We start from the raw sequence: 25,542 nt of genomic DNA on the forward strand, positions 1-25,542 counted from the left end.
CTCGAGCAGACGCTGAGTTACGCGCGCTCGGAGTATTCCATGGTCTCGGTGTTCACCACGATCATCTCATCCTGGCCGATGAACGGCGGCACCATGACCTTAACGCCGTTGTCCAGAATAGCCGGCTTGAACGAGTTCGCAGCGGTCTGGCCTTTGACGACCGGCTCGGTCTCGACGATCTTGCAGGTTACTTTTTGCGGCAGCGTGGCGTTCAGCGCCTCGGATTCATAGAATTCGACGACGATGGTCATGCCGTCCTGCAGAAACGGGCGGCGTTCGCCCAGCAGTGCAGCGGGCAGTTCGATCTGTTCGTAGGTCTCGGAATCCATGAACACCAGCATGCCGTCGGATTCGTAAAGGAACTGCTGATCCTTCTGCTCAAGGCGCACGCGTTCTACCTTGTCCGCCGAGCGGAAGCGCTCGTTCAGCTTCGAGCCATTGCGCAGATTGCGCAGTTCGACCTGCGCGAAAGCGCCGCCTTTACCGGGCTTTACGTGGTCAACTTTAACTGCGGCCCACAGCCCGTCGTTATGCTCAAGCACATTGCCGGGGCGAATTTCGTTCCCATTTATCTTGGGCATTACATAAATCCTTCACAAACGGTTGATGCGTCAGTTCCCGTCCCTATATCTGGCAGGACAACACCTGACAAGACAACGAGACCTTGTGCTGCACTTGCAGCGAGCCATGCACATGACGCAACGCAACTATGCATTTTAGCTGTATCCGAATCACGTTGAATAGGTCATAAGGACCGTCACGCCGAAAATGCAAGAGCAAGAACAACAAGGAAGACGAGATGAGAGATTTCGTTGACGGCACTGCCTTTAACAATGAGCAAGGCAATCGTGCACGCAAACTTTTCGCGGCCGTTGTGTTGGCTGCACTTGATGACGCTATCGCCGATGACAAGAAATACGGCAATGGCCCCGAACAGATCGCCCGCTGGGCACGTTCGCGCGATGGTCGCGAAGTGCTGTCCTGCGCGGGTATTGACCCGAACGAACGGGTTGTCAGCGGACTGATGGAGTTCGTTGGTCGTGGCGTGCGGACCTCGGTTGCGCTGTCGCGTGAAGAAAGCGAGCGCCGCAATGCCGCTCAGCAGGCAGAAGCCGCATAAATCAAGCGACTTCTGAAGGAAAAAGCGCGCCTACGAACACCGGGGCGCGTTTTTCTTTGCCCGGTCAAAAAAACAACAGCCATTGACGGGCCACCCAGATTTCGGCCCCCAACAGGGCAGCAAAGAACAGTTTTGCGGTCAGGGACAAGCCCCTGCTCCACAGCACTACATAGGCCCCCGTGCAAACCGCGATTGAAACCGGCGCGACCCAAAGGGCGTAATGAGTGCTGTCCCAATAGCTGACCGGGCTGTGAAAGACCCAATCGCTCAGCGGCCAGAATTGCGACCGTCCGTCACCCGCGTGCAGCAGGAAATCCATCGCCAGATGCAGAAGGCCAGCGGACGCAGCCACCGTCAGGAATTGCCACCGGCACCACAGGCCAACCCACAGCGCCAGCCCCCATAAGATGAACGAGTTGTCGATGGCAAATACCGTCTGCCAAGCGGGTGAAAAGTAAAGCTGGTCGAACACCACCTGCTCGGGAATGCCCAGCACGAACAACGAAACGCCGGCCATCACGTACAGCGAAAGATCGGGCAGCAACGACCCCAGCACAGCCGCCGCCAGGATTCGCCCCCGCGCTGGCCGCGCAAAAGCGGCGGCACCGATCAAAAGATGCGCGGGCGTGTTCATCCGGGCTTTCCCTTTGGGTTCAAATCAGGTCATTTGCGCGTCAACGTATAGGAGACGGCTATGGTTCGTGCCATCATGATTCAGGGCACCGGCAGCAATGTCGGCAAATCGGTTTTGGTCGCCGGGCTGGCACGCGCCTATACGCGGCGCGGGCTGAAAGTGGCTCCGTTCAAGCCGCAGAACATGTCCAACAATGCCGCCGTAACCGAAAACGGGGGTGAGATTGGCCGCGCACAGGCCCTGCAGGCACGCGCTGCCATGCGTCCTACTCACACGGATATGAACCCGATCCTGTTGAAGCCGGAAACCGACACAGGTGCGCAGATCATCGTTCATGGCCAACGCGCGGGCACGATGAAGGCGGGCGATTACCGCAAGGACAAATCCAAGCTGCTGGGTGCCGCGTTGGAGAGCTTTGACCGGCTGTGCGACGACGCCGATCTGGTGCTGATCGAGGGTGCCGGCAGCCCGGCCGAGACCAATCTGCGCAAGGGTGACATCGCCAATATGGGCTTCGCCTGCGCGGCAAACGTGCCGGTCGTACTGGTCGGCGATATCCACCGCGGTGGCGTGATCGCTCAGATCGTAGGCACGCAGGCAGTTTTGGAGACCGGTGATCTGGAGATGATCCGTGGCTTTGCCGTCAATCGGTTCAAGGGGGATGTCTCGCTGTTCGACGAGGGGCGCGATGACATTGCCGCGCGCACCGGCTGGCCTTGTCTGGGCGTTGTACCGTGGTTCCACGACGCCTGGAAACTGCCTGCCGAGGATATGATGGACATCCGGTCCCACAGTGGCGGGGCCTGCAAGGTTGTCGTACCGCAGCTGGAACGCATGGCCAATTTCGACGATCTCGATCCGTTGTCCGCCGAGCCCGGTGTCACGGTCGAGATCGTCCCCGCCGGGCGCCCCCTGCCCGGCGATGCCGACCTCGTGCTGCTGCCCGGCAGCAAGTCCACAATCGGCGATCTGACCTATTTCCGGGCGCAGGGCTGGGATATCGACCTGTACGCCCATGTCCGCCGGGGCGGCCATGTGCTGGGCTTGTGCGGTGGCTATCAGATGCTGGGCAAAACCATTGCCGATCCCGATGGCGTGGACGGCCGTCCGGGCACGGTTGAAGGGTTGGGGCTGCTGGATGTAACCACCACTATGGCTGGTGAAAAACAGGTCACTCTGCGCACGGCGCGAACCGTTCCCGAAAGCGAACCGGTCACCGGATATGAGATTCACATGGGCCGGACCGAAGGTCCCGATTGTGATCGCGCCTGGCTTGAGATTGAAAACCGCCCCGAAGGCGCTGCGGACCAGACCAGCCGCATTCGGGGCAGCTATCTGCACGGTATTTTCTCATCCGACACATTCCGCGCCCGCTATCTGGAACAGCTGGGCGCGACCTCGGACCTGTCATATGAGGATGGGGTTGAGGAAACGCTGGACGCGCTGGCGGACCATCTGGAACGGCACATGGATCTGGACCTCCTGCTGGACCTGGCCCGGCCGCCGAAACGGCCCTGAGGCCTAGTCCAGTTCCCGTTCGGCCAGAGCCCGGTAGATCTCGCGCCGCACCATCTTGCGGACATTGCGGGTGATGCGCTGGCCCAGAACGCCCTGCAGTTCTTCGCGAACCACCTGAGCGATCAGGTCACGCAACGCATCCTCGTTCATCGCCAAAGATGCGTCATTCACCTCCGGTTCAGCTGGCTGAGCCGGCGCGGCAGGGGACGATCCGGGATCGCGAATGAATGTCGCTTTGACGTCAGACTGAGGTTGTTCTGGCGCAGTTTCCGATACACTGGAACTTTGCGAGACAATAAACTCGTCTTCAGCATGCCACTCCAAAATCTTGTTTGGCGTGCCGGAATAGGCGTCATCGCTGTCTCCGTCCGGCTCCCACTGGTCCTCGGTGCGGGCAATCGCCGCTTCCAGCGCTTCGATCTTGGCGCTCAGGCTGCCGGCAAGGCCGTCCTCGTCCTCGGTCTCTGCGATTGCTTTCTGTTCGACGGCAGGTTCCGCATGTTTGACAATATCGCAAGCCCGCAGAAGCATCGGCTTGACGGAATCCTCGGCCTTATAGGCCGTCTCCTTCTTTTCAGGCTGAGGCTGCTTTGGCACCGCCGGTTCATTGACTCGCAACGCGTCAGTCAGAACCAGTCTGTTGGGCTTTCGTGCGATGGTCGGTGTTATCACACCCGACGCTTTTCGGTCATCTTCGCTGACCAGACGTTTAATCGAGGACAGGACGTCCTCGATTCCCGCTTTTACGACTTTGTCCGTCATTGTTCTCTACCGCTCTATCCTCAGGATCGAGTGTAGCCAAACAAACCGAACCTCACAACAGGTAGTATTGGCCCTTAGTCGCGACGCAACGCTTTGAGAACGCGATCCAGGTCCTTGCTCTGCCTGCTGATCTGGGCCGGAGCCTTCTTCACCAGGTTGTAGTAGAGCGTCGGATCATAGATCTGAACGGCCAGACCCAAGCGTTCCGCTGTCAGCAGACCCTGTGCCTGCAGCAGCTGATACGCCGCGCGAGACCGTTCTGTGCGCGATGCAACCTCGGCCAATTGCGCGTCCAGCAGGTCCTGCTGGGCGTTCAGCACGTCCAGAGTTGTCCGCGCGCCCAGTGTTGCCTCTTCCCGGATACCGTCAAACGCAACCTGCGAGGCGCGGACCCGTTCGGTCGATGCCCTCAGGCTGGCCGTCGCGGCCTGGAATGCAGCATAGGCGTCGGCGACACCTTGGGTGATGTCTTTCTGCACGTTCAACAGGTTGGCACGCGACGCGTCCCGCGTAGCCATTGCCCGGCGTACCGTGGCTGCCAGACGACCACCCGCATAAATCGGCTGTTCGAAGCGCAGTGCGATGGTTGCATCTTCGAGGCTGTCATCGTTGTCATAGCTCTCGCGGATACCTGCGTCGGCGTTCAGCCTGACATTCGGACCCAGATTGGCACGCTGCTGCTGCACGAACAGATCAAGCGCACGCACCTGATGCTGCGCTGCCTGGATGGCCGGGTGGTTGCGCTGCGCGAGGCTGACGGCCTCGGCTTCGGACCGTGGCAGATTCGGCAGGCTCGGCTGTCCGGCTGTGCGCCCGGGACCTTTACCGACGGCGTTGACATATTCCGCCTGCGCAATGCTCAGGTTACCACGCGCAACGGCGAGGTCCGCTTGCGAGCTTGCCAGCTGTGCCTCGGACAGTGCGACGTCCGTCCGGGTCACCTCACCTACATCGAAGCGGTCCTGCGAGGCCCGCAGTTCCTCGGCCGACACATCGACGTTGTTCAGGCGAATCTGCACGGTCTCTTCCTGCAAAAGAACACCCAGATAGGCGTTCAGGCCGCGGAACAGGACCTGCTGTTCGACATCCAGCAGGGTCTGACGCGTTGCCAGAACCGTTTCCTGCGCCGATTGCTTGCCCAAGACCGAGAAGCCGCCGTCATAGATCAGCTGGCTCAGCGTGAGACCGGTGAAAAAGTTGGCTGGTTCATTCCTGACCACGCCAACATCCGTTGAGGACCGCGTATAGTCCTGGCTGACTTCGACCGCCCAGTTAATGATTGGGCGAAGCGCCGAAAGCGCGATCGCTACATCTTCATCAGCCGCACGTAGCAACGCGCGGTTCTGTTCCAGCAAGCCGCTGGTGTTATAAGCCCCGATAAACGCGTCGGTCAGGTTGTCCGCCCAAACCGCACGTCCCGGCAAGGCACTCAGCGCGATTCCCGCTGTTAGTGCCAATGCCTTTACAAACTTCCCCCCCGTCCGTGAACGCATAACGAAATCCTTCTCAAACCAAAATTACGCTGCCCTGAGTGCAGTTTGCGCGTTTGTTTTCAACTAATCAAGGCAACAGAATAATATGAGAAGGAATTATAGCGAAAATGCACACTCTGCGCAAAAGGCTTGTAAAACCGGGGCGTTGGCATTGAAGGCATGACGCCAGGTCACCCGCCCGCTGGATTTGTGCCCAATCCGGACTGTGCCAAGCTCTCCTTCCACGAAAAGGCAGGCAATGCGGCCGTGGTCCTTGAGCTGCGCGATCAGCGCCTCGGGCACCTGCTCGACCCCGCCCTGAATCATGATGACGTCATAGGGGCCATGCTCGGTCGCGCCCTGCTCCAGCGGGCCGACATGCACGATCGCGTTGTCGGCCTCTGCCTCCATCAGGATCGTCTGCGCTTCGGCGGCGAGGGCTTCGTCCTCTTCAACGGCCACCACCAGCTGCGCCATGCGCGCCGCAATAGCGGTGGAATATCCCATCGCGGGGGCGATATCCAAAACAACTTCGTCATTCGAGATGTTCAGCACGTCCAGCATCTTGGCCAGGGTCCGGGGTTCCAGCAGGCAGCGCCCGTTCCCCAGATCGATCACGCCTTCGGCGTAGGCTGCCTCGCGCTGAGAATCTGGCACAAAGTTCTCTCTCTGGACGGTCAACATGGCGTCAATGATAGGGAATTTCGTGACATCCGAGGGTCGGACCTGCGTATCAACCATCGTGCGGCGCCGGGTTGCGAAATCTGTCATTGGATCGCTCATGTTAGTCCCAAGTATGTCCGGCTTGTGCCATATCCAGACGAAACCGGCAACGGCTGTTGCGTTAAAGTTTGGCTGGATCGCAGGAACTTGGTGTCGCACCGCGTCAGGTCCCTGCTCACGGGAACGGATTTTTCTAATCAACCCACTGGACGCCCCTGACGAAAGGTGGTAAAACGCCGGCCACACCACAGCAAGTATTTGATTTTACTTGAAAAGGCGAGTTGGCGGAGTGGTGACGCAGCGGATTGCAAATCCGTGTACACCGGTTCGATTCCGGTACTCGCCTCCAAGCTCTCTCAGAAATCGATAGCATCGTGCGTGCAAAGGTTTTTAGGGCTCGCTTAGTGTGGCTCTGCTCTTACTTATTTTTTACCGCATTCAGGTATCCGGGTAACTTAGTGGGCCGGAATTCGCACCACGGATGCGGTCAAGCATCCCAACGTTTTTTGTTCAGCGCAGCGCCGCTTTCACCCCAACCGCTTGCGGCCAAGTGGGAAATATAATGTCCCCACGGGGGTTGAAAACGAAACTTCATGACAATGCAGCCGGGATGAATTAGGTGTTTATTCAAGAAAAGTAAAAGTTCTGGGCGTATTGTGGAACACATATCCTTTACCTTCGAGATGGGGGTCGTCTGTGCCCTTCTCGCTTTCACCGTTTTCCTGTTCGTGTCCGAGGTCGTCAGAATCGACCTTTCCGCCATATTGGTTCTGGTACTCGTCGGCCTGCTCAGCTACGCACCCGGACTCGAAAATCTGGCGGATGTCCCACGGCTGTTTGATGGGTTCGCTTCCAATGCGGTCATCTCGATCATCGCGGTCATGATTGTCGGCGCAGGCCTGGACAAAACCGGCATCATGAACAAGGTTGCGGCCATCATTCTGAAATACGGTGGCAAGTCGGAAAACCGTGTGCTGCCGATCATTTCCGGAACCGTTGGCGTTATTTCGTCGTTCATGCAAAACGTCGGCGCTGCCGCATTGTTCCTGCCGGTTGTCAGCCGCATATCCTCGAGATCCGGAATTCCGCTGTCGCGCCTGCTTATGCCGATGGGGTTTTGCGCCATTCTTGGCGGAACGATGACGATGGTCGGATCATCCCCGCTGATCTTGCTCAACGACCTGATCCAAACAGCGAATGACGGCTTACCCGACTCTCAGAAAATGCAACCTTTCGGTCTGTTCTCGGTAACACCGATTGGGGCGGTACTGATCCTCACAGGCATCGGATATTTTTTGTTGCTGGGGCGCTGGGTTCTGCCCGCAGCCGAAGGGGAAGACAATACGGGCACCGGTCAGGGAACTCAGGAGTACCTGCAGCGAGTCTACGGGCTAAAGGCGGATGTGTTCGAAGTTGTCGTGCCTGCGGACAGCCCGTTGGTGGGGCAGATTCTTGCCGAGATCAACCACGAGAACCACCTCTACATCATTTCAACTTTCTACCGCGGCAAAACCTCGATGGTTCAGGTTCTGACCGCGGAAATCGCGGCTCCGTGTCGGCTGGCTATTGTCGGACGAGGTTGGGAAGTCGAGCAGTTTGCAAAAAAGTTCGGTTTGACCGTTCTTCCTGATCTCGATGTTTTCGTTGAAGAGTTCGCGCCCACCAATGCAGGCGTCGCCGAAGTGGTCATCACTCCGGACAGCAAATTGATTGGAAAGTGTCCGCGTGAGCTTTTGTTCCGCAAGACTTACGGCATGTCGCTTCTTGCCATTCACCGTGGAGAGGAAACGCTCAGCCATGTAGAGACGGAAGATCACAAGTCCACTCAGATTGGGCTGGAAAAGTTCCACGCAGGTGACATGCTTGTCGCGCATACCCGATGGGACAACCTGATGCGGATCACACGCGATCCGGATTTCGTTGTCGTAACCTCCGATTTTCCGCAGAACGAGCTGAGACCGCAGAAAGTCGGGTGGGCTCTGGCCTTTTTCGCGATTTCACTGTCCTTGATCCTGTTTACGGACGTGCGTCTTTCGCTGTGTCTTCTTACCGGGGCGGCGGGTATGATGTTAACCCGCGTGCTCAGTGTGGATGAAGCATATCGCGCTGTGGGATGGAACACGGTTTTCTTACTTGCCTGCCTCATACCTTTGGGACAGGCCGTGCAAAACACCGGCACAGCCGCATGGATCGCGCAGCAGATCATGGTCATTCTGGACGGTTGGCCGCTTTGGTCGCTTCAAACCGGCATAGCCATTCTGGCAACTGCCTTTTCATTGGTCATGTCGAATGTTGGTGCCACGGTCCTGCTCGTGCCACTGGCCGTATCAATTGCGGTTGCGGCAGGCGGAAACCCAGCTGTCTTTGCTCTTACGGTTGCCATCTCCACCTCGAACAGTTTCATAATCCCGACCCATCAGGTCAACGCGTTGATCATGGGCCCGGCAGGTTACAAGGTCATGGATTTCGTACGCTCAGGCGGCATCATGACCATTCTGTTCCTGGTCGTTTCGCTGGTGATGATCAACGTATTGTATTAGCGCGACAATCGGGGCGGCTTTTTTGGACCGGCGCGCCCCGACTACCAAACACTTTGCGGTAGAAAGCTCGGGCTGGCCCTTAGGCCGCACCCCGGCCTTGCGGAACAACCTCGTACCCCGGCTCTTCCGGTTCATCATCGGCCATTTCAGTTGGAAAACCGGGGGCAGTGATGTCCAGACCTGTCGCCTCTTCCAGACGTTTGATGATATTTGGCGACAGCTCGCGATCTCCATACCGGGCAATACCATCTTCAAAGATCTTGATCATCACCGGGTTCATCTCCAGTGGTACCCCGGCGCGATCGGCAACCTCCTGAAACAGACCGATATCCTTTTTCACCAAATCCATGGTGAAGGAAATATCACGCGAGCCGTTTAGTATGACCTGGCTTTCCGTTTCATGCACAAAGGATGTGCCGGACGAGATTTTTATCGCCTCGTACGTTGTGTTCAAATCCATTCCCGCCGCCTTTGCCGTAACCAGCGCCTCGGCGCAGGTAATCAAGTTGGCGGTCGCAAGATAGTTGGTCATCACCTTCAAGACCGAGGCCGAACCTAGGTCGCCTGTATGCAGTACGCGCCGCCCCATCGTGGTCAGAAACGGCAGAATTCGCTCAAAGGTCTCGCGATCACATCCTGCGAAAATCGAGATATTGCCTGTTGCCGCGCGATGGCAACCGCCCGAAACAGGGCAGTCGACCGCTGCGCCGCCGCGTTCTATCACTTCTGCGCCAAGGCGTTTGACTTCGGCCTCATCCGTGGTCGACATCTCCATCCAGATTTTGCCCGGCGCGACCTCGGGCAGCATCTGCTGCATTACGGCATCCGAGGCCGCGGGGGACGGCAAACAGGTGATGACCGCATCGCATTCCCGCATCATCTGGGCAGGGTTTTCGGCCGCTTTCGCGCCTTGGGCCACGAATTCGGCCACCAGATCGGGGTTGAGGTCGTGAACCGTCAGATCAATTCCGTTGCGCAGCAGCGAGCCCGACAGCTTGCCGCCGACATTTCCCAAACCGATAAATCCGACTTTCATTTTACCCTCCCGAAGGTCGCTGTTTGCGCCGAGTAAACCTGTTGCCTGTCGGAAACAAAAATGAATAATAAGGACAGTTATGGGCAATTTTTTTTGGTGGTAGATGGATCGCCTTCCAAACCCCGCTTGGCTGCGCAGCTTCGAATCCGCCGCGCGCCACCTGAATTTCACCACAGCCGCGCAAGAGCTTGGCCTGACGCAGACAGCGGTCTCGCTGCATATTCGGTCCCTCGAGGCCGAGTTGGGGCAAAAGCTGTTCACCCGAAATGCACGGCGGCTGGAGTTGACCGAGCTGGGGCAATCCTACTCTCTGACGGTGCGGCGCGCGTTGTCAGATATCGCGCTGTCCACCAACAGTCTGTTTGGCCCGGCCTCACGGCAAACCCTGACCATCCGGGCCGCGATTTCGACCGCGACATACTGGGTGGCTGCCGAACTGCCGGGCTTCTCTGCCCGGCATCCGGACATTCCTGTCCGTCTGGTCTCGCATATCTGGAACGACAGCGGGACACCTGGTGACGTGGATGTGGAAATCCGACTGGGTTATGGCGACTGGCCGGGGGTGCGGTCAGAAAAACTCACCGATGAAAAGCTGGTCCCGGTCTGTCGGGCGGGGGTCGGTTCGCCAAAATTGAACAAGGGGCCGCTGATTCACATCCTAGGATATGAAGACAACTGGGCGCGGTATTTTCAGGCCCAAGGAATTGCGCCACCAGACCAGCCACCCCGGCATTCGGTAGATACCACCGTGGCGGCGCTGCAACTTGTGATGGCCGGAGCGGGGTATGCAACGATCCTGGAACGGTTCGCCCAAAACGCGATCCGGCAGGGCGCGCCGATTGCGATTGCTGGTCCGGCGATTCCCTTTGCCCAGTCGCATTACCTGGTCAGCGCCCAGCGGGCTGCGCAGCCCACGGCCGCGGCGGGTTTGTTTTGCGCCTGGTTGCGGGATCGGCTGGCAACTGATGCCGCTGATTGACATAGGCTGGTCGCTTTTCCGTCCTTGGGGGTTTCCGGCCATGTCTCACGCTTGACAACCCCCCTGCCCGTGCCGCATGTCGCTTGCGTTGGTGTCCATCCCCGGATGGATGAAAAGGGAATGCGTCAGCGGTTATCCGTCAAACGCAGCCGCCCCCGCGACCGTGACCGGAGAGGGTGCCCAAAGCCACTGGCCCAAAAGGCCGGGAAGGCGGGACATCCGACAGAGGCTCGCCTCTGACATCCGCAAGCCGGGAGACCTGCCAGCACCCGAAGATGAAACCGGGCGGGGTGTTCCGGTGTCGGGTCCATGTCGCAACACGTGGCCCGCATGAAACCCCGTCCCCCGCAATGAGGATTTGGGGGGATGAGAGACATGACCGAGACCGCACCAGTCGAGCTGCTGGTCTGTACCACGTGCCGCCGCGGTTTACCTGTTGAGGACGACGCGCAACGGCCCGGCACTTTGCTTCACAAAGCTTTGGAACAAGCGGATCTGCCCGAGGGCATCACGCTGAAAGCCGTGGAATGCCTGTCGAACTGTGATGAAGGCTGCTCCATCGTGCTGCGCGGTGGGCCGGATCGCTGGACCTTTGTCTACGAACACCTCAACGAAAACGACCATGTCGAAACCATTGTCGAAGGTGCCACCAAGTACCTCGCGACCGAGGACGGCCTGGTCAAATGGCGCGAACGCCCCGAACATTTCCGCAAAAACTGTGCGGCCCGCATTCCCCCGATTGGAGCCCTGAAATGAGCAATCTCGAAAAACTCCCCGTCACTGTGATCACCGGCTTTCTGGGCTCGGGCAAGACCACTCTGGTCAAGCACCTGATGCAGAACCCGCAGGGCAAGCGTCTGGCCGTTGTCGTCAATGAGTTCGGTGACGTTGGCGTCGATGGCGACATCCTGAAATCCTGCGCCATCCCCGATTGCCCGGCTGAAAACATCATGGAACTGGCGAATGGCTGCATCTGTTGCACCGTCGCCGATGATTTCATTCCGACAATCGAGGCCCTGATGGCGCTGGAACCGCGCCCCGATCACATCCTGATCGAAACCTCGGGCTTGGCTCTGCCCAAGCCGCTGCTGAAGGCGTTCGACTGGCCCGATATCCGCTCGAAAATCACTGTGGACGGCGTGATCGCTCTGGCCGATGCCGAAGCCGTCGCCGCCGGTCGCTTCGCCCCGAATGTCGAGGCCGTGGACGCCCAGCGTCTGGCCGATGACTCGATCGACCACGAAACGCCCCTGTCCGAGGTGTTCGAGGATCAAATCTCCTGCGCCGATATCATCCTGCTGACTAAGCCTGATCTGGCGGGTCCCGAGGGTGTGGCCAAGGCCAAAGAGATCATCGCCGCCGAAGCCCCGCGCCCCCTGCCCGTCGTCGAAGTGGCCGAAGGTGCCGTGGACGTGCGCGTTGTGCTGGGTCTGGAAGCTGCAGCCGAGGACGACATGGACGCACGTCCGTCGCATCACGACGGTCATCACGACCATGAACATGACGATTTCGAGAGCATCATCGTCGAACTGCCCGAACAGACCGACCCGGCGGAACTGGTCGCCAATATCGAACGTCTGGCCAATGAGCTGAATATCCTGCGCGTCAAAGGTTATGCCGCCGTTCAGGGCAAACCGATGCGCCTGCTGGTGCAGGCCGTTGGGGCCCGCGTCCGCCACCAGTACGACCGCCCTTGGGAGCCCGGTGAAGAACGCCGCTCGCGTCTGGTTGTCATCGCCGAGCATGACGACATCAAAGAGGCTGCAATCCGCGATATCCTCGTGAGTGTGACCGAGGCCGCCGAGTAAGCCATGCACGTCGTCTTCCGCGAAAGCCACGGGTTAGAAGAAACCGAAACCCCAACCGATCTGGGCCAGAGCCCGGCGGATCTGGTGGTGCTGTCTTTCTCTGACAGCGACCTTGGCGCTTTCGCGGCAGGCTGGCATCGCGGTGGCGGCCCCGAGGGGCGGATGCCGACGATGCGGCTGGCCAACCTGACGGCGCTGAAACACCCCCTGTCCGTCGACACCTATGTCGAACAGACGCTGGAGGGTGCCAAAGGCATTCTGATCCGCCTGATCGGCGGGGTGCCTTACTGGTCTTACGGTTTGCAGCAGGTTCTGGCGCTAGCGCAGGCCAAGGGCATTGCGCTGGCCGTTTTGCCTGCGGATGGGCGTGAAGACACGCGGCTGGATGACTACTCCACCCTGCCCGTCTCGACCCTGCGGCGGCTGGCGCATCTGTGCGACACCGGCGGAGAGGTCGCCGCACAAGCCGCCTTAGCGCAAATGGCGCTGGCCGCAGGCCTTTATGCTGGTCCGGTAATGGGGGCCAAAACGCTGCCCGAGTGCGGCGCGTGGTGCCCGGATCATGGCGTGATCCCGGTGGACACGGCATTCTCGGGCGACGCGAAACGCATCGTCGTGACCTTCTACCGAGCCTATCTGACCTCAGCCGATACCGCCCCTGTCGCGGCCCTGATCCGCAGCTTGCGGGATCGTGGGCTTGAGGCCGTCGGCATGTTCGCCCCTTCCCTCAAAGCCCCGGCAGCCGCCGAGTGGCTGCGCGAAAACATCGTCGCGCTGAAACCTTCAGCGATCATCAATGCCACTTCGTTCTCGGGTAAGGGCGCGTCGGGCGCGTCACCGCTGGACGCCGCCGATGTATCGGTCTTTCAGGTCGCCCTCGCCACTTCGCGCCGCAAAGCCTGGGCCGAGGCCGAACGCGGGCTTTCCCCTGCCGACCTCGCCATGCATGTGGTGCTGCCCGAAGTGGATGGGCGCATTTCAGCAGGCATCGCCTCCTTCAAGGAACCGGGCAAGCGCGATCCGCATCTGGAATATTCCCGTTTCGCCCATCGCGCCGAACCCGAGCGGATCGAAGCCATCATCGACCGCGTCACCGGCTGGTTGAACCTGCACGACAAGCCCAAGGCGGATCAGGTTCCTGCACTGGTGCTGTCCACCTACCCTGGCAAGGACTGGCAGATGGCCCATGCGGTGGGCCTTGACGCGCTGGCCTCGGCCGAGGCGATGCTGTCCGATCTTCAGGGCGAAGGCTATGGCACAGCACCTGCGGAACCGATTGCGGAAACCTTGCCGAGCGCGCGCATTTCGTGGTCGTTGCAGGATTACCAGACCGCGCTGGCGGAACTACCCGAGCAATTGCGTACGGACCTTGAAACGGTCTGGGGCAGACCAGAAGATGATCCCACATTCGCAGATGGCGCGTTCCAATTCACTGCATTGCGCCGTGGCAAGGCGCTGGTTGCGCTGCAACCGGAGCGCGGAACGCCCGAGCTGCGCGATGACGATTATCACGACCTGTCGCGCACCCCGCGTCACAGCTATGTCGCGTTCTATCTGTGGCTGCGGCAAGGCCTCGGCGCGGACGCGCTGATTCACATCGGCGCGCACGGCACGTTGGAATGGCTGCCGGGCAAATCGGTCGCCTTGTCCGCCGATTGCTGGCCCGAGGCGCTGATCCGTGATCTGCCGGTGATTTACCCCTTCATCGTCAACGACCCCGGCGAGGCCGCGCAGGCCAAGCGCCGGATCGGCGCGGTCACGCTGGGCCACATCCCCCCTGCCCTGAAGGAAAGCGGCACGCCGGACCGGATGGTGCGGCTGGAATCGCTGCTGGATGAGTTCTCGAACGCCGATGGCCTCGACCCCAAGCGCCGCGACCGCCTGCAGGAAGACATCCGCGACGAGGCGCAAGCCATCGGTCTGGAGAGCGACCTTGGCTTAGATCAGGCCACCTGCACCGCCGAGGCGATCACCCGGATCGACCGCTTTGTCTGTGACATCAAGGAAAGCCAGTTCGGCGACGGGTTGCACATCTTTGGCCGCGTGCCCGAGGTAACGGGAAATTTCGACCCCGCGCCTTCGGCGCATGCCGAACGCCAGGGCTTGCTGGCTGCGCTGGCCGGAAAACGGATTGAGGCCGGGCCGTCCGGCTCGCCCTATCGTGGGCGCTCGGATGTGCTGCCGACCGGCCGGAACCTGTACACCACTGACCCGCGCTCCGTGCCAACCCGTGCGGCCTATACCCAAGGCGTCAAGCTGGCCGAAGAACTGGTACGTCGCCACTTGCAGGAAGAAGGCGACTACCCCAAAGGCCTGATCGTCGATCTGTGGGGCTCGGCCACCATGCGGACCGCTGGCGAAGAATTCGCCATGGCGCTGCACCTGTTGGGCGTAAAACCGGTTTGGGACAAGGGCTCCGAACGCGTCTCGGGCATTGAGGTGCTGCCGATCACCGACCTCAGCCGCCCCCGCCTGGATGTAACACTGCGCGTCTCGGGCCTGTTCCGCGATGTGTTCCCGACACTTTCGGCGCTGTTTGGTCAGGCGGTACGGGCGCTGGCCGACCGCGATGAGGCCCCGGACTGGAACCCCTATGCCGGTCAAGCCCCCGCCGCCCGCGTCTATGGCCCCGCCCCCGGCAGTTATGGCCTGAACATGACCCACCTGTCCGAGACCTACACGGATGAGGCTCGTGCCCAGGCGGGAGAGGCGTGGCTTGAGGCCAGCTCTTTTGCGCTGGAGGGCGAGCACATCGCGCAAGACAAGGACGGCATCACCCAGCGCGTTGCCAGTGCCGACAGTTTCGTGCACCTGCAGGACCTGACCGAGACCGACCTGCTGCTGGCCAATGACTATGCCACGCATGAGGCCGGGTTTGCCGCCGCCAAGAAGATCACCGGTGGCAGCGCGCAGCTATATCATCTGGACAATACCAACCCGGAGAACCCGCGCGCCCGCACCCTGCCCGAAGAGATCAGCCGCGTCGTCCACGCGCGCGCTGCCAATCCGGGCTGGATCGCAGGTATGCAACGTCACGGGTTCCGGGGCGCGGCCGAGATAGCGGCCACGCTGGATCACATGGCCTCTTTCGCGCATCTGTCCGGCACCGTCGCACCGCATCTGTTTGACCTCTACCACGATGCCACCCTTGGCAACGAAGAGGTCGACACCTTCCTGCAAGAGGCCAACCCGCAGGCGCATCAGGCCATGCAGGACCGGTTCCGCGCGCTGTTGGAAGCCGGGCTCTGGAACACGCGTCGCAATTCGATCCGCGCCGATCTGGAGGGTCTGAGATGAGCGCCCCGGTTGTCCAAGGCTGGTGCCCCGGCGCACATCGCCCGATGATGTCGGGCGATGGATTGGTGGTACGGGTACGGCCACGGTTGGCCCGGCTGAGCGCGGCACAGGCGCTTGGCCTGTGTGAACTGGCGGAACAATACGGCAATGGCACAATCGACCTGACCAACCGCGCCAACCTGCAATTGCGGGGGGTGAAAGAAACCGACCACCAACCTCTGCTGGCAGAACTGGCGGCACTGGACCTGCTGGATGCCGAACCCGGCATCGAAGTGCGGCGCAATATCCTTGTTTCACCCTTGTACGAAACAGGCGATCTGACGGCCCGGCTGACGCAAGAATTGATCAACCGGCTGGGTGACCTGCCTGCGCTGCCCGCGAAATTCGGCTTTGCCATAGATACTGGTCCCGAACGTTTGCTGGTCGGGGACTCGGCAGATATCCGGCTTGAGATCGGTGCCGAAGGGTTGATCCTGCGCGCCGACGGCTGTGAAACCGGATGCCGCGTGTCAGAAGCGGAGGCTATCGACCGGGTGATCGCTCTGACTGAGTGGTTTGCCGAGCGCTTCACGCCCGAAACACGCCGCATGGCGCGGGTGGTTGCGGCGCAGGGTTTGCCTCAGGATTGGCAGGGCAGCGCCCTGGGTCCCATCGGCGCGCCACTGAAACCCGGCGCCTGTGATCTGGGAGCACTGTACGGCGCCGCCTTCGGGCAACTGCCTGCGCGGCGCCTGTTCGGCCTGATCGAAGACACTGGCGCGGCGGCCCTGCGCGTGACCCCGTGGCGGCTGATCCTGTTGGAAGATGGGGCAGCGATTCCCGCTTCGGCCTTTGTCACGGATGGCACCGACCCGCTGATGACCACAGACGCCTGCCCAGGCGCGCCGTTCTGCCCCCAGGCGCAAGCGGAAACCCGCAACATTGCCCGTGCATTGGCACCGCGTGTCGCTGGCAGCCTGCACGTTTCAGGCTGTGCCAAGGGATGCGCCCGGATGGGCGCGGCGGATGTCACTTTAGTCGGCCATAACGGACGATTTGATCTTGTCAAACAAGGCCGCGCGGGGGATGAGCCCTGCCAGCACGGCCTGACCGAAGAAACACTCATGACGATGGACTTCACCTGATGCCCTATGAATACGAAACCGACGGCGCGGCGATCTATAAAGAGAGTTTTGCCACCATCCGGTCCGAGGCCGATCTGGCCCGGTTCGACGCCGACGAAGAGCAGGTCGCCGTCCGCATGATCCACGCCGCCGGGATGGTCGGGTTGGAAGAGTTCGTGCATTTTTCACCCGGTTTCGTGGCGACCGCCCGCACTGCGCTGGAAAACGGCGCGCCGATCCTGTGCGACGCGCGCATGGTCAGCGAAGGCGTGACCCGCTTTCGCCTGCCCGCTGACAACGAGGTGATCTGCACCCTGCATGACGAACGCGTGCGCCCTCTCGCCGCCGAGATGAGCAATACCCGCTCGGCCGCGGCGCTGGAACTGTGGCGTCCGCATCTGAAAGGCGCGCTGGTCGCTATCGGCAACGCCCCCACCGCCCTGTTCCACCTATTGAACATGCTGGAAGACCCTGATTGCCCGCGCCCCGCCGCCATCATCGGCTGCCCGGTGGGCTTTGTCGGCGCGGTTGAATCCAAGGATGCCCTGTGGGAGGCGCAACCGGTGCCGTCCTGCATCGTCAAAGGCCGTCTGGGCGGCAGCGCCATCACCGTGGCCGCCGTCAACGCCATCGCGAGCCGCGCCGAATGAGTGCCGGCAAGATATACGGCGTGGGCCTCGGCCCCGGTGACCCGGACCTGATGAGCGTCCGCGCCGACCGCCTGCTGCGCAATGCGCGTCACGTGGCGTTCTTTCGCAAACCGGGCCGCAGCGGTCAGGCGCGCAAGATCGTCAACGGCATGATCCCCGGCGACGCGGTTGAGTTCCCGATGGAATACCCCGTCACCACCGAAATCCCGGTGACCGATCCGCGCTATAACGAACTGCTTTCGGCCTTTTACAAGGACTGCGCCACGCATCTGAAAACCCTGTCGGATCAGGGCGAAGACGTGGTGGTCCTGTGCGAAGGTGACCCGTTCTTCTACGGATCTTTCATGCATCTTTACAGCCGCTTGCGCGATGAAACTGATGTTGAGGTTGTACCCGCCATCACCGGTATGTCCGGCGCTTGGACAGCAACCGGCGACCCGATCACATGGGGCGACGATGTGCTGACCGTGCTGGTTGGCACCTTGCCCGAGGAAACGCTGGCCGAGCGCATGGCGCAGACCGACGCTCTGGTCGTGATGAAGATCGGACGCAATATCGACAAGGTTAAACGGGCACTCAAAACGGCAGGTCTGTATGATCGCGCATGGATCGTGGAATTTGCGCAGATGCCGAACCAGACCGTGACGAAGCTGTCCGAGGCCTGTGAAAAGGTCACCCCCTATTTCTCGATCATCATCGTGCATGGTCAGGGGCGGCGGCCATGAGCGGCTGGGTCAAGATCGCGGGCCTCGGGCCCGGCAACGAGGATTTGGTTACGCCCGAGGTGTCCGCCGTGTTGGCCGAGGCCACGGATATCGTTGGCTATATCCCCTATGTTGCGCGCGTGGCCGAACGCCCCGGTCTGACGTTGCACGCCAGCGACAATCGGGTTGAGATAGACCGCTCGCAGCACGCGCTGCAGATGGCGGCCGAGGGGAAACGGGTTGCTGTCGTTTCGTCCGGTGATCCCGGAGTGTTTGCGATGGCAGCGGCAGTGTTCGAGGCGCTGGAGAACGGCCCCGCCGAATGGCGTAACATCCCCATCGACGTGCTGCCCGGCATCACTGCGATGCTGGCGGCATCGGCTCGAGCGGGGGCCCCATTGGGACATGATTTCTGCGCTATCAACCTCAGCGACAATCTGAAACCGTGGTCGTTGATCGAGAAACGCCTGCGCCTTGCCGCGCAGGGCGATTTCGCGATGGCATTCTACAACCCGCGCTCGAAATCCCGCCCTGAAGGCTTTGTCAAAACGCTGGAAATTCTGCGTGAGGAATGCGAGCCCGAGCGGCTGATCCTGTTCGCCCGCGCCGTGTCCCGCGGCGACGAAGCGATCCGGATTTCAACGCTGGCCGAGGCGACGCCGGATATGGCCGACATGCAGACCGTGGTCATTGTGGGCTCGTCTCTGACCCGCGTGATCGAGCGGAACAGCACTCCGATCGTCTACACCCCGAGGTTCACACCGGCCAAGGATCAAGAATGAGCCAACCAGTCCAGAACCTGTGCGACATTCGACAGTTCGGTCCGCTGCGGCAAGGCCGGACGGTCGATCATCAGCACCGGCACGCCCAGCGCCCGAGCTGCATCCAGCTTGGCACGGGCACCGGTTCCGCCTGCGTTCTTGGACACCACCAGCTCGATGCCGTGCTGCCGCATCAGCGCCTGATCATCCTCAAAGGTGAACGGACCGCGCGAGACAACCACATCGCAGTTCGGCAAAGGCAGCGCGCCCGGTTCATCAACCAACCGCAGCAGATAGTGGTGCTGGGGCTGGGCGGCAAAGTCCTCAAGATGCATCCGACCAACCGCCAGAAAGACGCGCTGCGGCGCACCGGACATCGCGGTAACCGCACTGTCGATATCGGGGACGTGTTGCCATCGGTCGCCCTCCTGCGCCGTCCAGGCCGGGCGGGTCAGCGCTGCCAATGTCACTCCGGCTTTGCGACACGCTGCGGCGGCGTTCCTGCTCATCTGCGCGGCAAAGGGATGTGTGGCATCAACCACATGGGTCACCGCATGATCCCGCAGATAATTCGCCAACCCTTCGGCGCCGCCAAACCCGCCGACGCGTACCGGCAAGGGTTGCGGGCGCGGATTTTCAACGCGCCCGGCATAGGAATAGGTGGCTGGAATGCCCTGTTCGGCCAGGGCTTTGGCCAGCGCGTTGGCCTCGGTCGTGCCGCCAAGGATCAGGAGGTGTGTCATGCGTGAAGCTCCGTGGCTGACCGTTCTGGGCTTGGGCGAAGATGGACTGGATGGCCTGCCGCCCGCAAGCCGTCAAGTGCTGGAACGCGCTGAAATCATCATGGGCCCGCCGCGTCACCTGTCGCTGATGCCCGAGACCGGTGCGCAGCGCGTCGAGTGGCCCGTACCCTTCGCGGATGGCCTGCCGATCCTGACCGGATTTCGCGGCCGACCGACCGTTGTTCTGGCCTCGGGCGATCCGTTCTGGTTCGGCGCAGGCTCGGTCATCGCACGTAATTTCGAGGCCGGGGAATGGGCTGCCCTGCCCGGCCAGTCGACATTTTCTCTGGCCGCTGCTCGGCTGGGCTGGCCGCTGGAAAGCACGTTGACCTTTGGTCTGCACGCCGCGCCTTTGACCCGGCTCCGGCCCCATCTTTCACCGGGCCTGCGCGCCATCCTGCTGCTGCGCAACGGCGCGGCGGTGGCAGAACTGGCGACCTACCTGACCGAGACGGGATTTGCCGACAGCGCCCTGCACGTGATGGAAGCCCTCGGTGGTCCTCGCGAACGCGCACGGACCGTGTCACTGACCGAGGCTCTGCTGGGCAGCTTTGACCACCCTGTCTGTGTCGGACTTGAGGTCGCGGGCGGAGGGCGCGCCTTCCCGAAAGCTTCGGGCAAGCCGGACGAGATTTTCGAGACCGACGGCCAGATCACCAAACGCCCGGTGCGCGCGCTGACGCTGTCGGCGCTGGCGCCACAGCGGGGCGAGCATCTGTGGGATATCGGCGGCGGCACTGGCTCGATCAGCATCGAATGGCTGATGTGCGACCCGACCTTGACCGCCACCACCATCGAGCCTCGTGCGGATCGCGCCGAGCGTATTCGCCGCAACGCCGATGCGCTGGGACAGGACCGGCTGAATGTGGTCCATGGTACCGCGCCGGATGCGCTGCACGGGTTGGCCCTGCCGGATGTCGTCTTCATCGGCGGGGGCCTCAGCTACACGTTGCTTGAATGGCTGTACGACACGCTGCCCAAAACTACGCGATTGGTCGCCAACGCAGTGACTTTGGAAAGCGAAATCCTTCTCGCACAATGGCAGGAGGAAATTGGCGGCGAACTTCTGCGGATCGAGCTGGCACAAGCCGCCCCGCTGGGTCCTCGACGAGGTTGGAAATCCGCTTACCCCGTCGTGCAATGGAGCGTCATCTTATGATCGTTGCGGGTTTGGGATTTTCATCGGCGGCCACAGTGGACAGCTTGCGAGCGGCCTTCGACGGGGCCAGTAACGGGCAGACCATCGACGCTCTGGCTACTGTCGCTGACAAAGAAGGCCACGCTGCGCTGGCCCAATTTGCAGCATCCACCGACCTGCCACTGCATTTCATCGCGCCCGCCGATCTGGCCGGGCAGCGCACCCTTACCTGCTCGAACCGCAGCCGTGCCACCTATGGCACCGGCAGTGTGGCCGAAGCATCCGCCCTTGCCGCCGCCGGTTCCGGCGCACGGCTCACCTCACCCAGACATATCTCGGACGACCGGCTCGCCACCTGCGCCGTCGCCATCGGAGGACAATCATGACCGTTCATTTCATCGGCGCCGGACCGGGCGCTGCCGACCTGCTGACCCTGCGTGGGCGCGATATCATCGCCTCGTGCCCCGTGTGCCTTTATGCCGGATCGCTGGTACCCGAGGAAATCCTGGGCCACTGCCCCGAGGGTGCAAAGATCATCAACACCGCACCGATGGATTTGGATCAGATCATGGCCGAAATCGAAACGGCGCATAAGGCCGGTCAGGATGTGGCGCGACTGCATTCCGGAGATCTGTCGGTCTGGTCTGCGATGGGTGAGCAAATCCGCCGTCTGAAAGAGATGGGTATCCCGGTCAGCGTGACCCCCGGCGTGCCGTCATTCGCGGCTGCCGCGGCCTCGCTGGGAACCGAGTTGACCCTGCCCGGGCTGGCGCAATCGGTGGTTCTGACCCGCACCCCGGGCCGTGCGTCTTCGATGCCCGAGGGCGAGACGCTGGAAAACTTCGCCCGCACCGGGGCAACGCTGGCCATCCATTTGTCGATCGGCAATCTGGACAAGGTCATCGCCGACCTGACCCCGGCCTATGGCGCAGATTGCCCGGTGGCTGTCGTCTACCGTGCCAGCTGGCCGGATGAGCGGATCATCCGGGCCACTCTGGCTACGCTGAAAGAAGCGCTGGACGAGAGCATCTCGCGCACTGCATTGATCATGGTCGGGCCTGCGCTGGCCGGTGAAGGCTTTGACGAAAGCTGCCTGTATTCCAAGGATTACGACCGCCGCTATCGTCCGCAAAGCGCTGACAGCCCGTGGTCGAGCTGGAGCCACGGTGATGACTAACCCTCCGGGTCTTCTGATTTCCGCGCCGTCTTCGGGCACGGGCAAAACCACCGTCATGCTGGGCCTGTTGCGGGCACTGGCCGAGGACGGGCTGGCCGTTCAGCCGTTCAAGAGCGGACCGGATTACATCGACCCGGCCTTCCACCACGCGGCGGCGGGCCGGGCCTCGTTCAACCTCGACAGTTGGGCGATGGGTGATCCGCTGCTAGGCGCCATTTCGGCGCAGGCCGAAGGGGCTGATATCGTGGTCGCCGAAGGCTCGATGGGTCTGTTTGACGGCGTCGCCAAGCCCGGAGAGTTGGGCCACGGGTCCAGCGCCGAGACCGCGTTGCGGATGGGTTGGCCGGTAGTGCTGGTCCTGGATGTTGGCGGTCAGGCGCAATCGGCAGCGGCCACCGCGCTGGGGTTCCGGATGTATAACCCGGATCTGCCGTTTGCGGGCGTAATCCTGAACCGCTGTGCCAGCCCACGGCATGAACGCCTGACACGACTGGGTATGGAACGTGCGGGCCTGCCGGTTCTGGGCGTGTTGCCCCGCCGCGGAGACCTGACCCTGCCCGAACGGCATCTGGGTCTGATCCAGGCGGTCGAGCATCCCGATCTGGAAAGCGCGATTGCCGGCTATGCGGCGTTTCTGCGTGAACATGTGGATCTGGAGGCCATCAAGGCGGCGGCTTCCTCAGGCCCGAATGGGCCTTCGTCAGCCGCGCTGCCGCGCCCTCCGGCGCAACGGATCGCCTTGGCCAGAGATGCAGCGTTTTCCTTTACCTATCCACATTTGCTGGAAGGCTGGCGCGCGGCTGGGGCCGAGATTTTGCCGTTTTCGCCGTTGGCGAATGAGGCCCCGGCAGAGGATGCCGATCTGGTCTGGCTGCCCGGCGGATACCCCGAATTGCACGCCGGGACGCTGGCCGCGGCCGAGACCTTCCTGACCGGGCTGCGCAAGCACGCCGATACCAAACCTGTTCATGGGGAGTGCGGCGGGTACATGGCGCTGGGTCAGGCGCTGATCGACAAGGAAGGTGTTCAACACCAGATGACCGGGCTGTTGGGGCTGGTAACCTCGTATGAGAAGCGCAAGTTCAACCTTGGTTATCGCAAGGCGGAACTTTTGGCACCAATGCCTGGCTTTACGTCCGGCACGGCTCTGCGTGGGCATGAGTTCCACTACTCCTCGATTGTCGAGCAACCGGATGCGCCGCTGGCGCGGGTCTTTGATGCTGAGGGAGCCGAGGGTCCGCAAACCGGTTCGGTTCGCGGCAACGTCACCGGCACATTCTTTCACCTGATTGCGGAGGCCACGGCATGAGCGGTTTCGTTTCCTTTATCGGCTCTGGCCCCGGTGATCCGGAACTTCTGACGCTGAAAGCGGTCGACCGGATGCAAAAGGCCGACGCGGTGCTGTTTGACGACCTGAGCAGTGGCCCGATACTGGGCCACGCGCGCGAAGACACCGATCTGGTGGGCGTGGGCAAACGCGCCGGGCGCCCCTCGCCCAAGCAGGACCATGTCAGCCGCCTGTTGGTGGACTATGCCAAAACCGGCGCCCGTGTGGTTCGGTTGAAATCCGGCGATGGCGGGCTGTTCGGGCGGCTTGAGGAAGAGCTGGTCGCGCTGCGCGAAGCTGGAATCGAGTATGAGATCATCCCCGGCATCCCTTCGGCGGTGGCGGCAGCGGCGGCAGCAGGCATCCCGCTGACACGGCGCCTGACCGCCCGTCGGGTGCAATTCGTCACCGGCCATGATGTCAGTGGCCAACTGCCCGATGACCTGAACCTGCCCGCGCTGGCCGACCCGGACGCGACAACGGTTGTATTCATGGGCAAGCGGACATTCCCCCTGCTGGTCGAGACATTGCACGAACACGGCTTGCCGATGGACACGCCCGCACTGATGGCGGAATCGGTTTCGACACCTGATCAGAAGCTGCAACGCGCCACCATCGGCGCATTGTCGGAACAACTGGCAAATGAGATCGGCACCGCCCCGGCGCTGATCCTTTACGGCCCGCTGGCAGAGTTTGAAGATGTATGACCTGAACCTGATCGGTATCGGCACAGGCAACCCGGATCACGTGACCTTGCAGGGCGCGCAGGCGATCCGCGATGCGGACCTGATCCTGATCCCCCGCAAGGGTGAAAACAAGGCCGATCTGGCCGGGTTGCGCGAAGAGATCATTGCGGCGGTAACCGACACGTCGCCGCAGATCGCTTATTTTGACATCCCCAAGCGCCGCTCGGATGACGGATATCTGCGCGGTGTGGACGAATGGCACGATGCTATTGCCCTGCGCTGGCACGAGGCGATCCAGGCCCACCCAAAGGCAAAGCATGTGGCCTTGCTGATCTGGGGCGACCCGTCGCTGTATGACAGCTCGCTGCGGATCGCTTCGCGGTTGGAACCGCAGCCAGAAACAAGAGTGATCCCCGGCATCACCGCTCTGCAGGCGCTGACGGCAGCCCATGCGATTCCGATCAACGATCTGGGCGCACCCTATGTCGTCACCACTGGGCGGCGTATCCGTGATGAAGGTTGGCCCGCAAACGCCTCGAAAGTGGCGGTTATGCTGGACGGTGAATGCTCGTTCCAAAGCCTTGAGATGCAGGACTATGACATCTGGTGGGGCGCCTATGTGGGTATGAAAGAGGAACTGCTGATCAAGGGCCCCCTGGCCGACGTGGCGCAACAGATTCTGGACACCCGCGCCAGCGCGCGCGCTGATCACGGTTGGATCATGGATATCTACCTGCTGCAGAAACGCACAGGATTGTGAGTGCGCCGCCCCCGGTTCTCTGTCATCAATAAATCCAGTTTTGGTGCTGGAGGTGACAAGAATGCGTGTTCTATGGGCGTTGCTTTGCTGTTTGACGCTGCCTGCCTGGGCCGATGAACCCCTATCGGGCTGGGCGGTTTACCCAACTGACAAAAGCTACGAGGACCTCGTGGCCGACACCAAGGCCGCGGTGAAAGAAAACGGGCTGATTGTGGTGACACAGGCCGGGCCGACCAAAGCGGCAGCCGCGCGGGGCATCATCATTCCTGGAAATCTGGTGATCGGGGCCTTTAACAACGACTATGCCGTGCGCGTTCTGGAAACCTCGGTCCGGGCGATGATCGAGGCCCCAATCCGGTTTTACGTCACTGAAAACGAGGACGGCACTGCCACCCTGTCCTACAAAACACCCAGCTTCGTGTTCGCGCCCTATGTTTATGAGGGTGGCGAACCGCTGAGCGACATTGCCGCGGAACTTGACACAAAGTTTCAGTCAGTGGCGGAAACCGCAGTCAAATAGTCACACTGACGTGAACCTGCTTGCGTCCGGGCGCGTCCTCCGCAA

25 protein-coding genes, 1 tRNA gene and 1 riboswitch are annotated in these 25,542 nt (G+C 61.4%); of the genes, 19 read left to right on the forward strand and 7 right to left on the reverse strand.

Annotated elements, in window-relative coordinates; translation table 11 throughout:
* Positions 1 to 17 precede the first annotated feature (17 nt).
* Positions 18 to 581 carry an elongation factor P gene (gene efp, locus GOX88_RS05475; protein ID WP_170400105.1) on the reverse strand — a complete coding sequence of 188 codons (564 nt, stop codon included), beginning with the start codon at positions 579 to 581 and terminating at the stop codon, positions 18 to 20.
* Positions 582 to 799: 218 nt separating this feature from the next.
* Here efp and GOX88_RS05480 point away from each other — a divergent pair, with 218 nt between their 5' ends.
* Positions 800 to 1,120, forward strand: a complete 321-nt coding sequence (locus GOX88_RS05480; protein WP_037310273.1) for a DUF6280 family protein — start codon at positions 800 to 802, stop codon at positions 1,118 to 1,120.
* 64 nt (positions 1,121 to 1,184) lie between these two features.
* On the opposite strand, the gene GOX88_RS05485 is transcribed toward GOX88_RS05480, so the two are convergent.
* On the reverse strand, positions 1,185 to 1,754 hold the full coding sequence (locus GOX88_RS05485; RefSeq protein WP_170400107.1) for a cobalamin biosynthesis protein CobQ: 570 nt from the start codon (positions 1,752 to 1,754) through the stop codon (positions 1,185 to 1,187).
* Between the two features lie 60 nt (positions 1,755 to 1,814).
* On the opposite strand from GOX88_RS05485, the gene GOX88_RS05490 reads away from it, so the two are divergent.
* Complete coding sequence (locus GOX88_RS05490) at positions 1,815 to 3,272, forward strand: cobyric acid synthase (protein ID WP_170400109.1); 1,458 nt, start codon at positions 1,815 to 1,817, stop codon at positions 3,270 to 3,272.
* A 3-nt stretch (positions 3,273 to 3,275) separates the two neighbouring features.
* Here the strand turns inward: GOX88_RS05490 and GOX88_RS05495 are convergent, their stop codons facing one another.
* The 3 genes from GOX88_RS05495 to GOX88_RS05505 form a co-directional block, all read right to left on the reverse strand.
* Complete coding sequence (locus GOX88_RS05495; protein ID WP_170400112.1) at positions 3,276 to 4,034, reverse strand: hypothetical protein; 759 nt, start codon at positions 4,032 to 4,034, stop codon at positions 3,276 to 3,278.
* A gap of 74 nt (positions 4,035 to 4,108) precedes the next feature.
* Positions 4,109 to 5,527, reverse strand: a complete 1,419-nt coding sequence (locus tag GOX88_RS05500) for a TolC family outer membrane protein (protein ID WP_170400113.1) — start codon at positions 5,525 to 5,527, stop codon at positions 4,109 to 4,111.
* Positions 5,528 to 5,623: 96 nt separating this feature from the next.
* A complete protein-coding gene (locus GOX88_RS05505) occupies positions 5,624 to 6,277 on the reverse strand; it encodes a protein-L-isoaspartate O-methyltransferase family protein (RefSeq protein WP_170400115.1) in 654 nt (217 codons plus the stop codon).
* A gap of 227 nt (positions 6,278 to 6,504) precedes the next feature.
* On the opposite strand from GOX88_RS05505, the gene GOX88_RS05510 reads away from it, so the two are divergent.
* Both GOX88_RS05510 and GOX88_RS05515 read left to right on the forward strand, forming a co-directional pair.
* Positions 6,505 to 6,578, forward strand: a tRNA-Cys gene (locus tag GOX88_RS05510).
* Positions 6,579 to 6,912: 334 nt separating this feature from the next.
* Complete coding sequence (locus GOX88_RS05515; protein ID WP_170400264.1) at positions 6,913 to 8,769, forward strand: SLC13 family permease; 1,857 nt, start codon at positions 6,913 to 6,915, stop codon at positions 8,767 to 8,769.
* Between the two features lie 79 nt (positions 8,770 to 8,848).
* Here the strand turns inward: GOX88_RS05515 and GOX88_RS05520 are convergent, their stop codons facing one another.
* Positions 8,849 to 9,805 carry an NAD(P)-dependent oxidoreductase gene (locus GOX88_RS05520; RefSeq protein ID WP_170400117.1) on the reverse strand — a complete coding sequence of 319 codons (957 nt, stop codon included), beginning with the start codon at positions 9,803 to 9,805 and terminating at the stop codon, positions 8,849 to 8,851.
* Positions 9,806 to 9,908: 103 nt separating this feature from the next.
* Between GOX88_RS05520 and GOX88_RS05525 the strand changes: the two genes are divergently transcribed.
* The 8 genes from GOX88_RS05525 to cobJ all read left to right on the forward strand — a co-directional run bounded on the left by GOX88_RS05525 (position 9,909) and on the right by cobJ (position 19,128).
* The gene (locus GOX88_RS05525) at positions 9,909 to 10,784 is read left to right on the forward strand and encodes a LysR substrate-binding domain-containing protein (RefSeq protein WP_170400119.1); all 876 of its coding nucleotides are present in this window, start codon (positions 9,909 to 9,911) and stop codon (positions 10,782 to 10,784) included.
* A 72-nt stretch (positions 10,785 to 10,856) separates the two neighbouring features.
* A riboswitch (cobalamin riboswitch) is annotated at positions 10,857 to 11,065 on the forward strand.
* A gap of 94 nt (positions 11,066 to 11,159) precedes the next feature.
* Positions 11,160 to 11,540 carry a DUF1636 family protein gene (locus tag GOX88_RS05530; protein WP_170400121.1) on the forward strand — a complete coding sequence of 127 codons (381 nt, stop codon included), beginning with the start codon at positions 11,160 to 11,162 and terminating at the stop codon, positions 11,538 to 11,540.
* Complete coding sequence (gene cobW / locus GOX88_RS05535; RefSeq protein WP_170400123.1) at positions 11,537 to 12,592, forward strand: cobalamin biosynthesis protein CobW; 1,056 nt, start codon at positions 11,537 to 11,539, stop codon at positions 12,590 to 12,592. Before GOX88_RS05530 ends, cobW begins: the two co-directional genes overlap by 4 nt.
* Positions 12,593 to 12,595: 3 nt before the next feature.
* Entirely contained in the window at positions 12,596 to 15,889 is a 3,294-nt protein-coding gene (gene cobN, locus GOX88_RS05540; protein WP_170400125.1) for a cobaltochelatase subunit CobN, read from the forward strand.
* Positions 15,886 to 17,013, forward strand: a complete 1,128-nt coding sequence (locus tag GOX88_RS05545; protein ID WP_170400128.1) for a cobalamin biosynthesis protein CobG — start codon at positions 15,886 to 15,888, stop codon at positions 17,011 to 17,013. The genes cobN and GOX88_RS05545 overlap by 4 nt, the downstream gene beginning before the upstream one ends.
* Positions 17,013 to 17,642, forward strand: a complete 630-nt coding sequence (locus GOX88_RS05550) for a precorrin-8X methylmutase (RefSeq protein WP_170400130.1) — start codon at positions 17,013 to 17,015, stop codon at positions 17,640 to 17,642. The genes GOX88_RS05545 and GOX88_RS05550 overlap by 1 nt, the downstream gene beginning before the upstream one ends.
* Positions 17,639 to 18,367, forward strand: coding sequence for a precorrin-2 C(20)-methyltransferase (locus GOX88_RS05555; protein ID WP_170400132.1), 729 nt, complete (start codon positions 17,639 to 17,641; stop codon positions 18,365 to 18,367). The genes GOX88_RS05550 and GOX88_RS05555 overlap by 4 nt, the downstream gene beginning before the upstream one ends.
* Complete coding sequence (gene cobJ / locus GOX88_RS05560; protein WP_170400134.1) at positions 18,364 to 19,128, forward strand: precorrin-3B C(17)-methyltransferase; 765 nt, start codon at positions 18,364 to 18,366, stop codon at positions 19,126 to 19,128. Before GOX88_RS05555 ends, cobJ begins: the two co-directional genes overlap by 4 nt.
* Here the strand turns inward: cobJ and GOX88_RS05565 are convergent.
* Positions 19,119 to 19,850, reverse strand: a complete 732-nt coding sequence (locus GOX88_RS05565; protein ID WP_170400136.1) for a cobalt-precorrin-6A reductase — start codon at positions 19,848 to 19,850, stop codon at positions 19,119 to 19,121. The two genes, cobJ and GOX88_RS05565, sit on opposite strands and share 10 nt — an antisense overlap.
* Between GOX88_RS05565 and cbiE the strand changes: the two genes are divergently transcribed.
* The 7 genes from cbiE to GOX88_RS05600 all read left to right on the forward strand — a co-directional run bounded on the left by cbiE (position 19,849) and on the right by GOX88_RS05600 (position 25,497).
* Positions 19,849 to 21,048 (forward strand): precorrin-6y C5,15-methyltransferase (decarboxylating) subunit CbiE, encoded by a 1,200-nt coding sequence (gene cbiE, locus GOX88_RS05570; protein WP_170400138.1) that lies wholly within the window; start codon positions 19,849 to 19,851, stop codon positions 21,046 to 21,048. The two genes, GOX88_RS05565 and cbiE, sit on opposite strands and share 2 nt — an antisense overlap.
* Positions 21,045 to 21,413 (forward strand): cobalamin biosynthesis protein, encoded by a 369-nt coding sequence (locus tag GOX88_RS05575; RefSeq protein WP_170400265.1) that lies wholly within the window; start codon positions 21,045 to 21,047, stop codon positions 21,411 to 21,413. Before cbiE ends, GOX88_RS05575 begins: the two co-directional genes overlap by 4 nt.
* Positions 21,410 to 22,204: a precorrin-4 C(11)-methyltransferase gene (gene cobM / locus GOX88_RS05580; protein ID WP_170400140.1), complete on the forward strand. Its 795-nt coding sequence runs from the start codon at positions 21,410 to 21,412 to the stop codon at positions 22,202 to 22,204. Before GOX88_RS05575 ends, cobM begins: the two co-directional genes overlap by 4 nt.
* Positions 22,197 to 23,513 (forward strand): cobyrinate a,c-diamide synthase, encoded by a 1,317-nt coding sequence (locus GOX88_RS05585; RefSeq protein WP_170400142.1) that lies wholly within the window; start codon positions 22,197 to 22,199, stop codon positions 23,511 to 23,513. The genes cobM and GOX88_RS05585 overlap by 8 nt, the downstream gene beginning before the upstream one ends.
* The gene (cobA, locus tag GOX88_RS05590) at positions 23,510 to 24,238 is read left to right on the forward strand and encodes a uroporphyrinogen-III C-methyltransferase (protein ID WP_170400144.1); all 729 of its coding nucleotides are present in this window, start codon (positions 23,510 to 23,512) and stop codon (positions 24,236 to 24,238) included. The genes GOX88_RS05585 and cobA overlap by 4 nt, the downstream gene beginning before the upstream one ends.
* The gene (cobF, locus tag GOX88_RS05595; protein ID WP_170400146.1) at positions 24,231 to 24,977 is read left to right on the forward strand and encodes a precorrin-6A synthase (deacetylating); all 747 of its coding nucleotides are present in this window, start codon (positions 24,231 to 24,233) and stop codon (positions 24,975 to 24,977) included. Before cobA ends, cobF begins: the two co-directional genes overlap by 8 nt.
* 61 nt (positions 24,978 to 25,038) lie before the next feature.
* Positions 25,039 to 25,497 (forward strand): DUF302 domain-containing protein, encoded by a 459-nt coding sequence (locus tag GOX88_RS05600; RefSeq protein ID WP_170400148.1) that lies wholly within the window; start codon positions 25,039 to 25,041, stop codon positions 25,495 to 25,497.
* Positions 25,498 to 25,542 lie beyond the last annotated feature (45 nt).

Origin of the sequence: Ruegeria arenilitoris, assembly GCF_013030985.1 — a bacterium.
Classification (GTDB): domain Bacteria; phylum Pseudomonadota; class Alphaproteobacteria; order Rhodobacterales; family Rhodobacteraceae; genus Ruegeria; species Ruegeria arenilitoris_B.

What these genes read in the sequence shown, in the direction of transcription:
- GOX88_RS05490 (WP_170400109.1), top strand. Translation starts at nt 1,815, where the DNA reads ATGGTTCGTGCCATCATGATTCAGGGCACCGGCAGCAATGTCGGCAAA.
- GOX88_RS05500 (WP_170400113.1), bottom strand. Translation starts at nt 5,527, where the DNA reads ATGCGTTCACGGACGGGGGGGAAGTTTGTAAAGGCATTGGCACTAACA.
- GOX88_RS05555 (WP_170400132.1), top strand. Translation starts at nt 17,639, where the DNA reads ATGAGTGCCGGCAAGATATACGGCGTGGGCCTCGGCCCCGGTGACCCG.
- GOX88_RS05495 (WP_170400112.1), bottom strand. Translation starts at nt 4,034, where the DNA reads ATGACGGACAAAGTCGTAAAAGCGGGAATCGAGGACGTCCTGTCCTCG.
- cbiE (WP_170400138.1), top strand. Translation starts at nt 19,849, where the DNA reads ATGCGTGAAGCTCCGTGGCTGACCGTTCTGGGCTTGGGCGAAGATGGA.
- GOX88_RS05520 (WP_170400117.1), bottom strand. Translation starts at nt 9,805, where the DNA reads ATGAAAGTCGGATTTATCGGTTTGGGAAATGTCGGCGGCAAGCTGTCG.
- cobW (WP_170400123.1), top strand. Translation starts at nt 11,537, where the DNA reads ATGAGCAATCTCGAAAAACTCCCCGTCACTGTGATCACCGGCTTTCTG.
- cobN (WP_170400125.1), top strand. Translation starts at nt 12,596, where the DNA reads ATGCACGTCGTCTTCCGCGAAAGCCACGGGTTAGAAGAAACCGAAACC.
- GOX88_RS05505 (WP_170400115.1), bottom strand. Translation starts at nt 6,277, where the DNA reads ATGACAGATTTCGCAACCCGGCGCCGCACGATGGTTGATACGCAGGTC.
- GOX88_RS05600 (WP_170400148.1), top strand. Translation starts at nt 25,039, where the DNA reads ATGCGTGTTCTATGGGCGTTGCTTTGCTGTTTGACGCTGCCTGCCTGG.
- cobA (WP_170400144.1), top strand. Translation starts at nt 23,510, where the DNA reads ATGAGCGGTTTCGTTTCCTTTATCGGCTCTGGCCCCGGTGATCCGGAA.
- cobF (WP_170400146.1), top strand. Translation starts at nt 24,231, where the DNA reads ATGTATGACCTGAACCTGATCGGTATCGGCACAGGCAACCCGGATCAC.
- GOX88_RS05485 (WP_170400107.1), bottom strand. Translation starts at nt 1,754, where the DNA reads ATGAACACGCCCGCGCATCTTTTGATCGGTGCCGCCGCTTTTGCGCGG.
- GOX88_RS05575 (WP_170400265.1), top strand. Translation starts at nt 21,045, where the DNA reads ATGATCGTTGCGGGTTTGGGATTTTCATCGGCGGCCACAGTGGACAGC.
- cobJ (WP_170400134.1), top strand. Translation starts at nt 18,364, where the DNA reads ATGAGCGGCTGGGTCAAGATCGCGGGCCTCGGGCCCGGCAACGAGGAT.
- GOX88_RS05545 (WP_170400128.1), top strand. Translation starts at nt 15,886, where the DNA reads ATGAGCGCCCCGGTTGTCCAAGGCTGGTGCCCCGGCGCACATCGCCCG.
- efp (WP_170400105.1), bottom strand. Translation starts at nt 581, where the DNA reads ATGCCCAAGATAAATGGGAACGAAATTCGCCCCGGCAATGTGCTTGAG.
- GOX88_RS05550 (WP_170400130.1), top strand. Translation starts at nt 17,013, where the DNA reads ATGCCCTATGAATACGAAACCGACGGCGCGGCGATCTATAAAGAGAGT.
- GOX88_RS05530 (WP_170400121.1), top strand. Translation starts at nt 11,160, where the DNA reads ATGACCGAGACCGCACCAGTCGAGCTGCTGGTCTGTACCACGTGCCGC.
- GOX88_RS05565 (WP_170400136.1), bottom strand. Translation starts at nt 19,850, where the DNA reads ATGACACACCTCCTGATCCTTGGCGGCACGACCGAGGCCAACGCGCTG.
- cobM (WP_170400140.1), top strand. Translation starts at nt 21,410, where the DNA reads ATGACCGTTCATTTCATCGGCGCCGGACCGGGCGCTGCCGACCTGCTG.
- GOX88_RS05480 (WP_037310273.1), top strand. Translation starts at nt 800, where the DNA reads ATGAGAGATTTCGTTGACGGCACTGCCTTTAACAATGAGCAAGGCAAT.
- GOX88_RS05585 (WP_170400142.1), top strand. Translation starts at nt 22,197, where the DNA reads ATGACTAACCCTCCGGGTCTTCTGATTTCCGCGCCGTCTTCGGGCACG.
- GOX88_RS05515 (WP_170400264.1), top strand. Translation starts at nt 6,913, where the DNA reads ATGGGGGTCGTCTGTGCCCTTCTCGCTTTCACCGTTTTCCTGTTCGTG.
- GOX88_RS05525 (WP_170400119.1), top strand. Translation starts at nt 9,909, where the DNA reads ATGGATCGCCTTCCAAACCCCGCTTGGCTGCGCAGCTTCGAATCCGCC.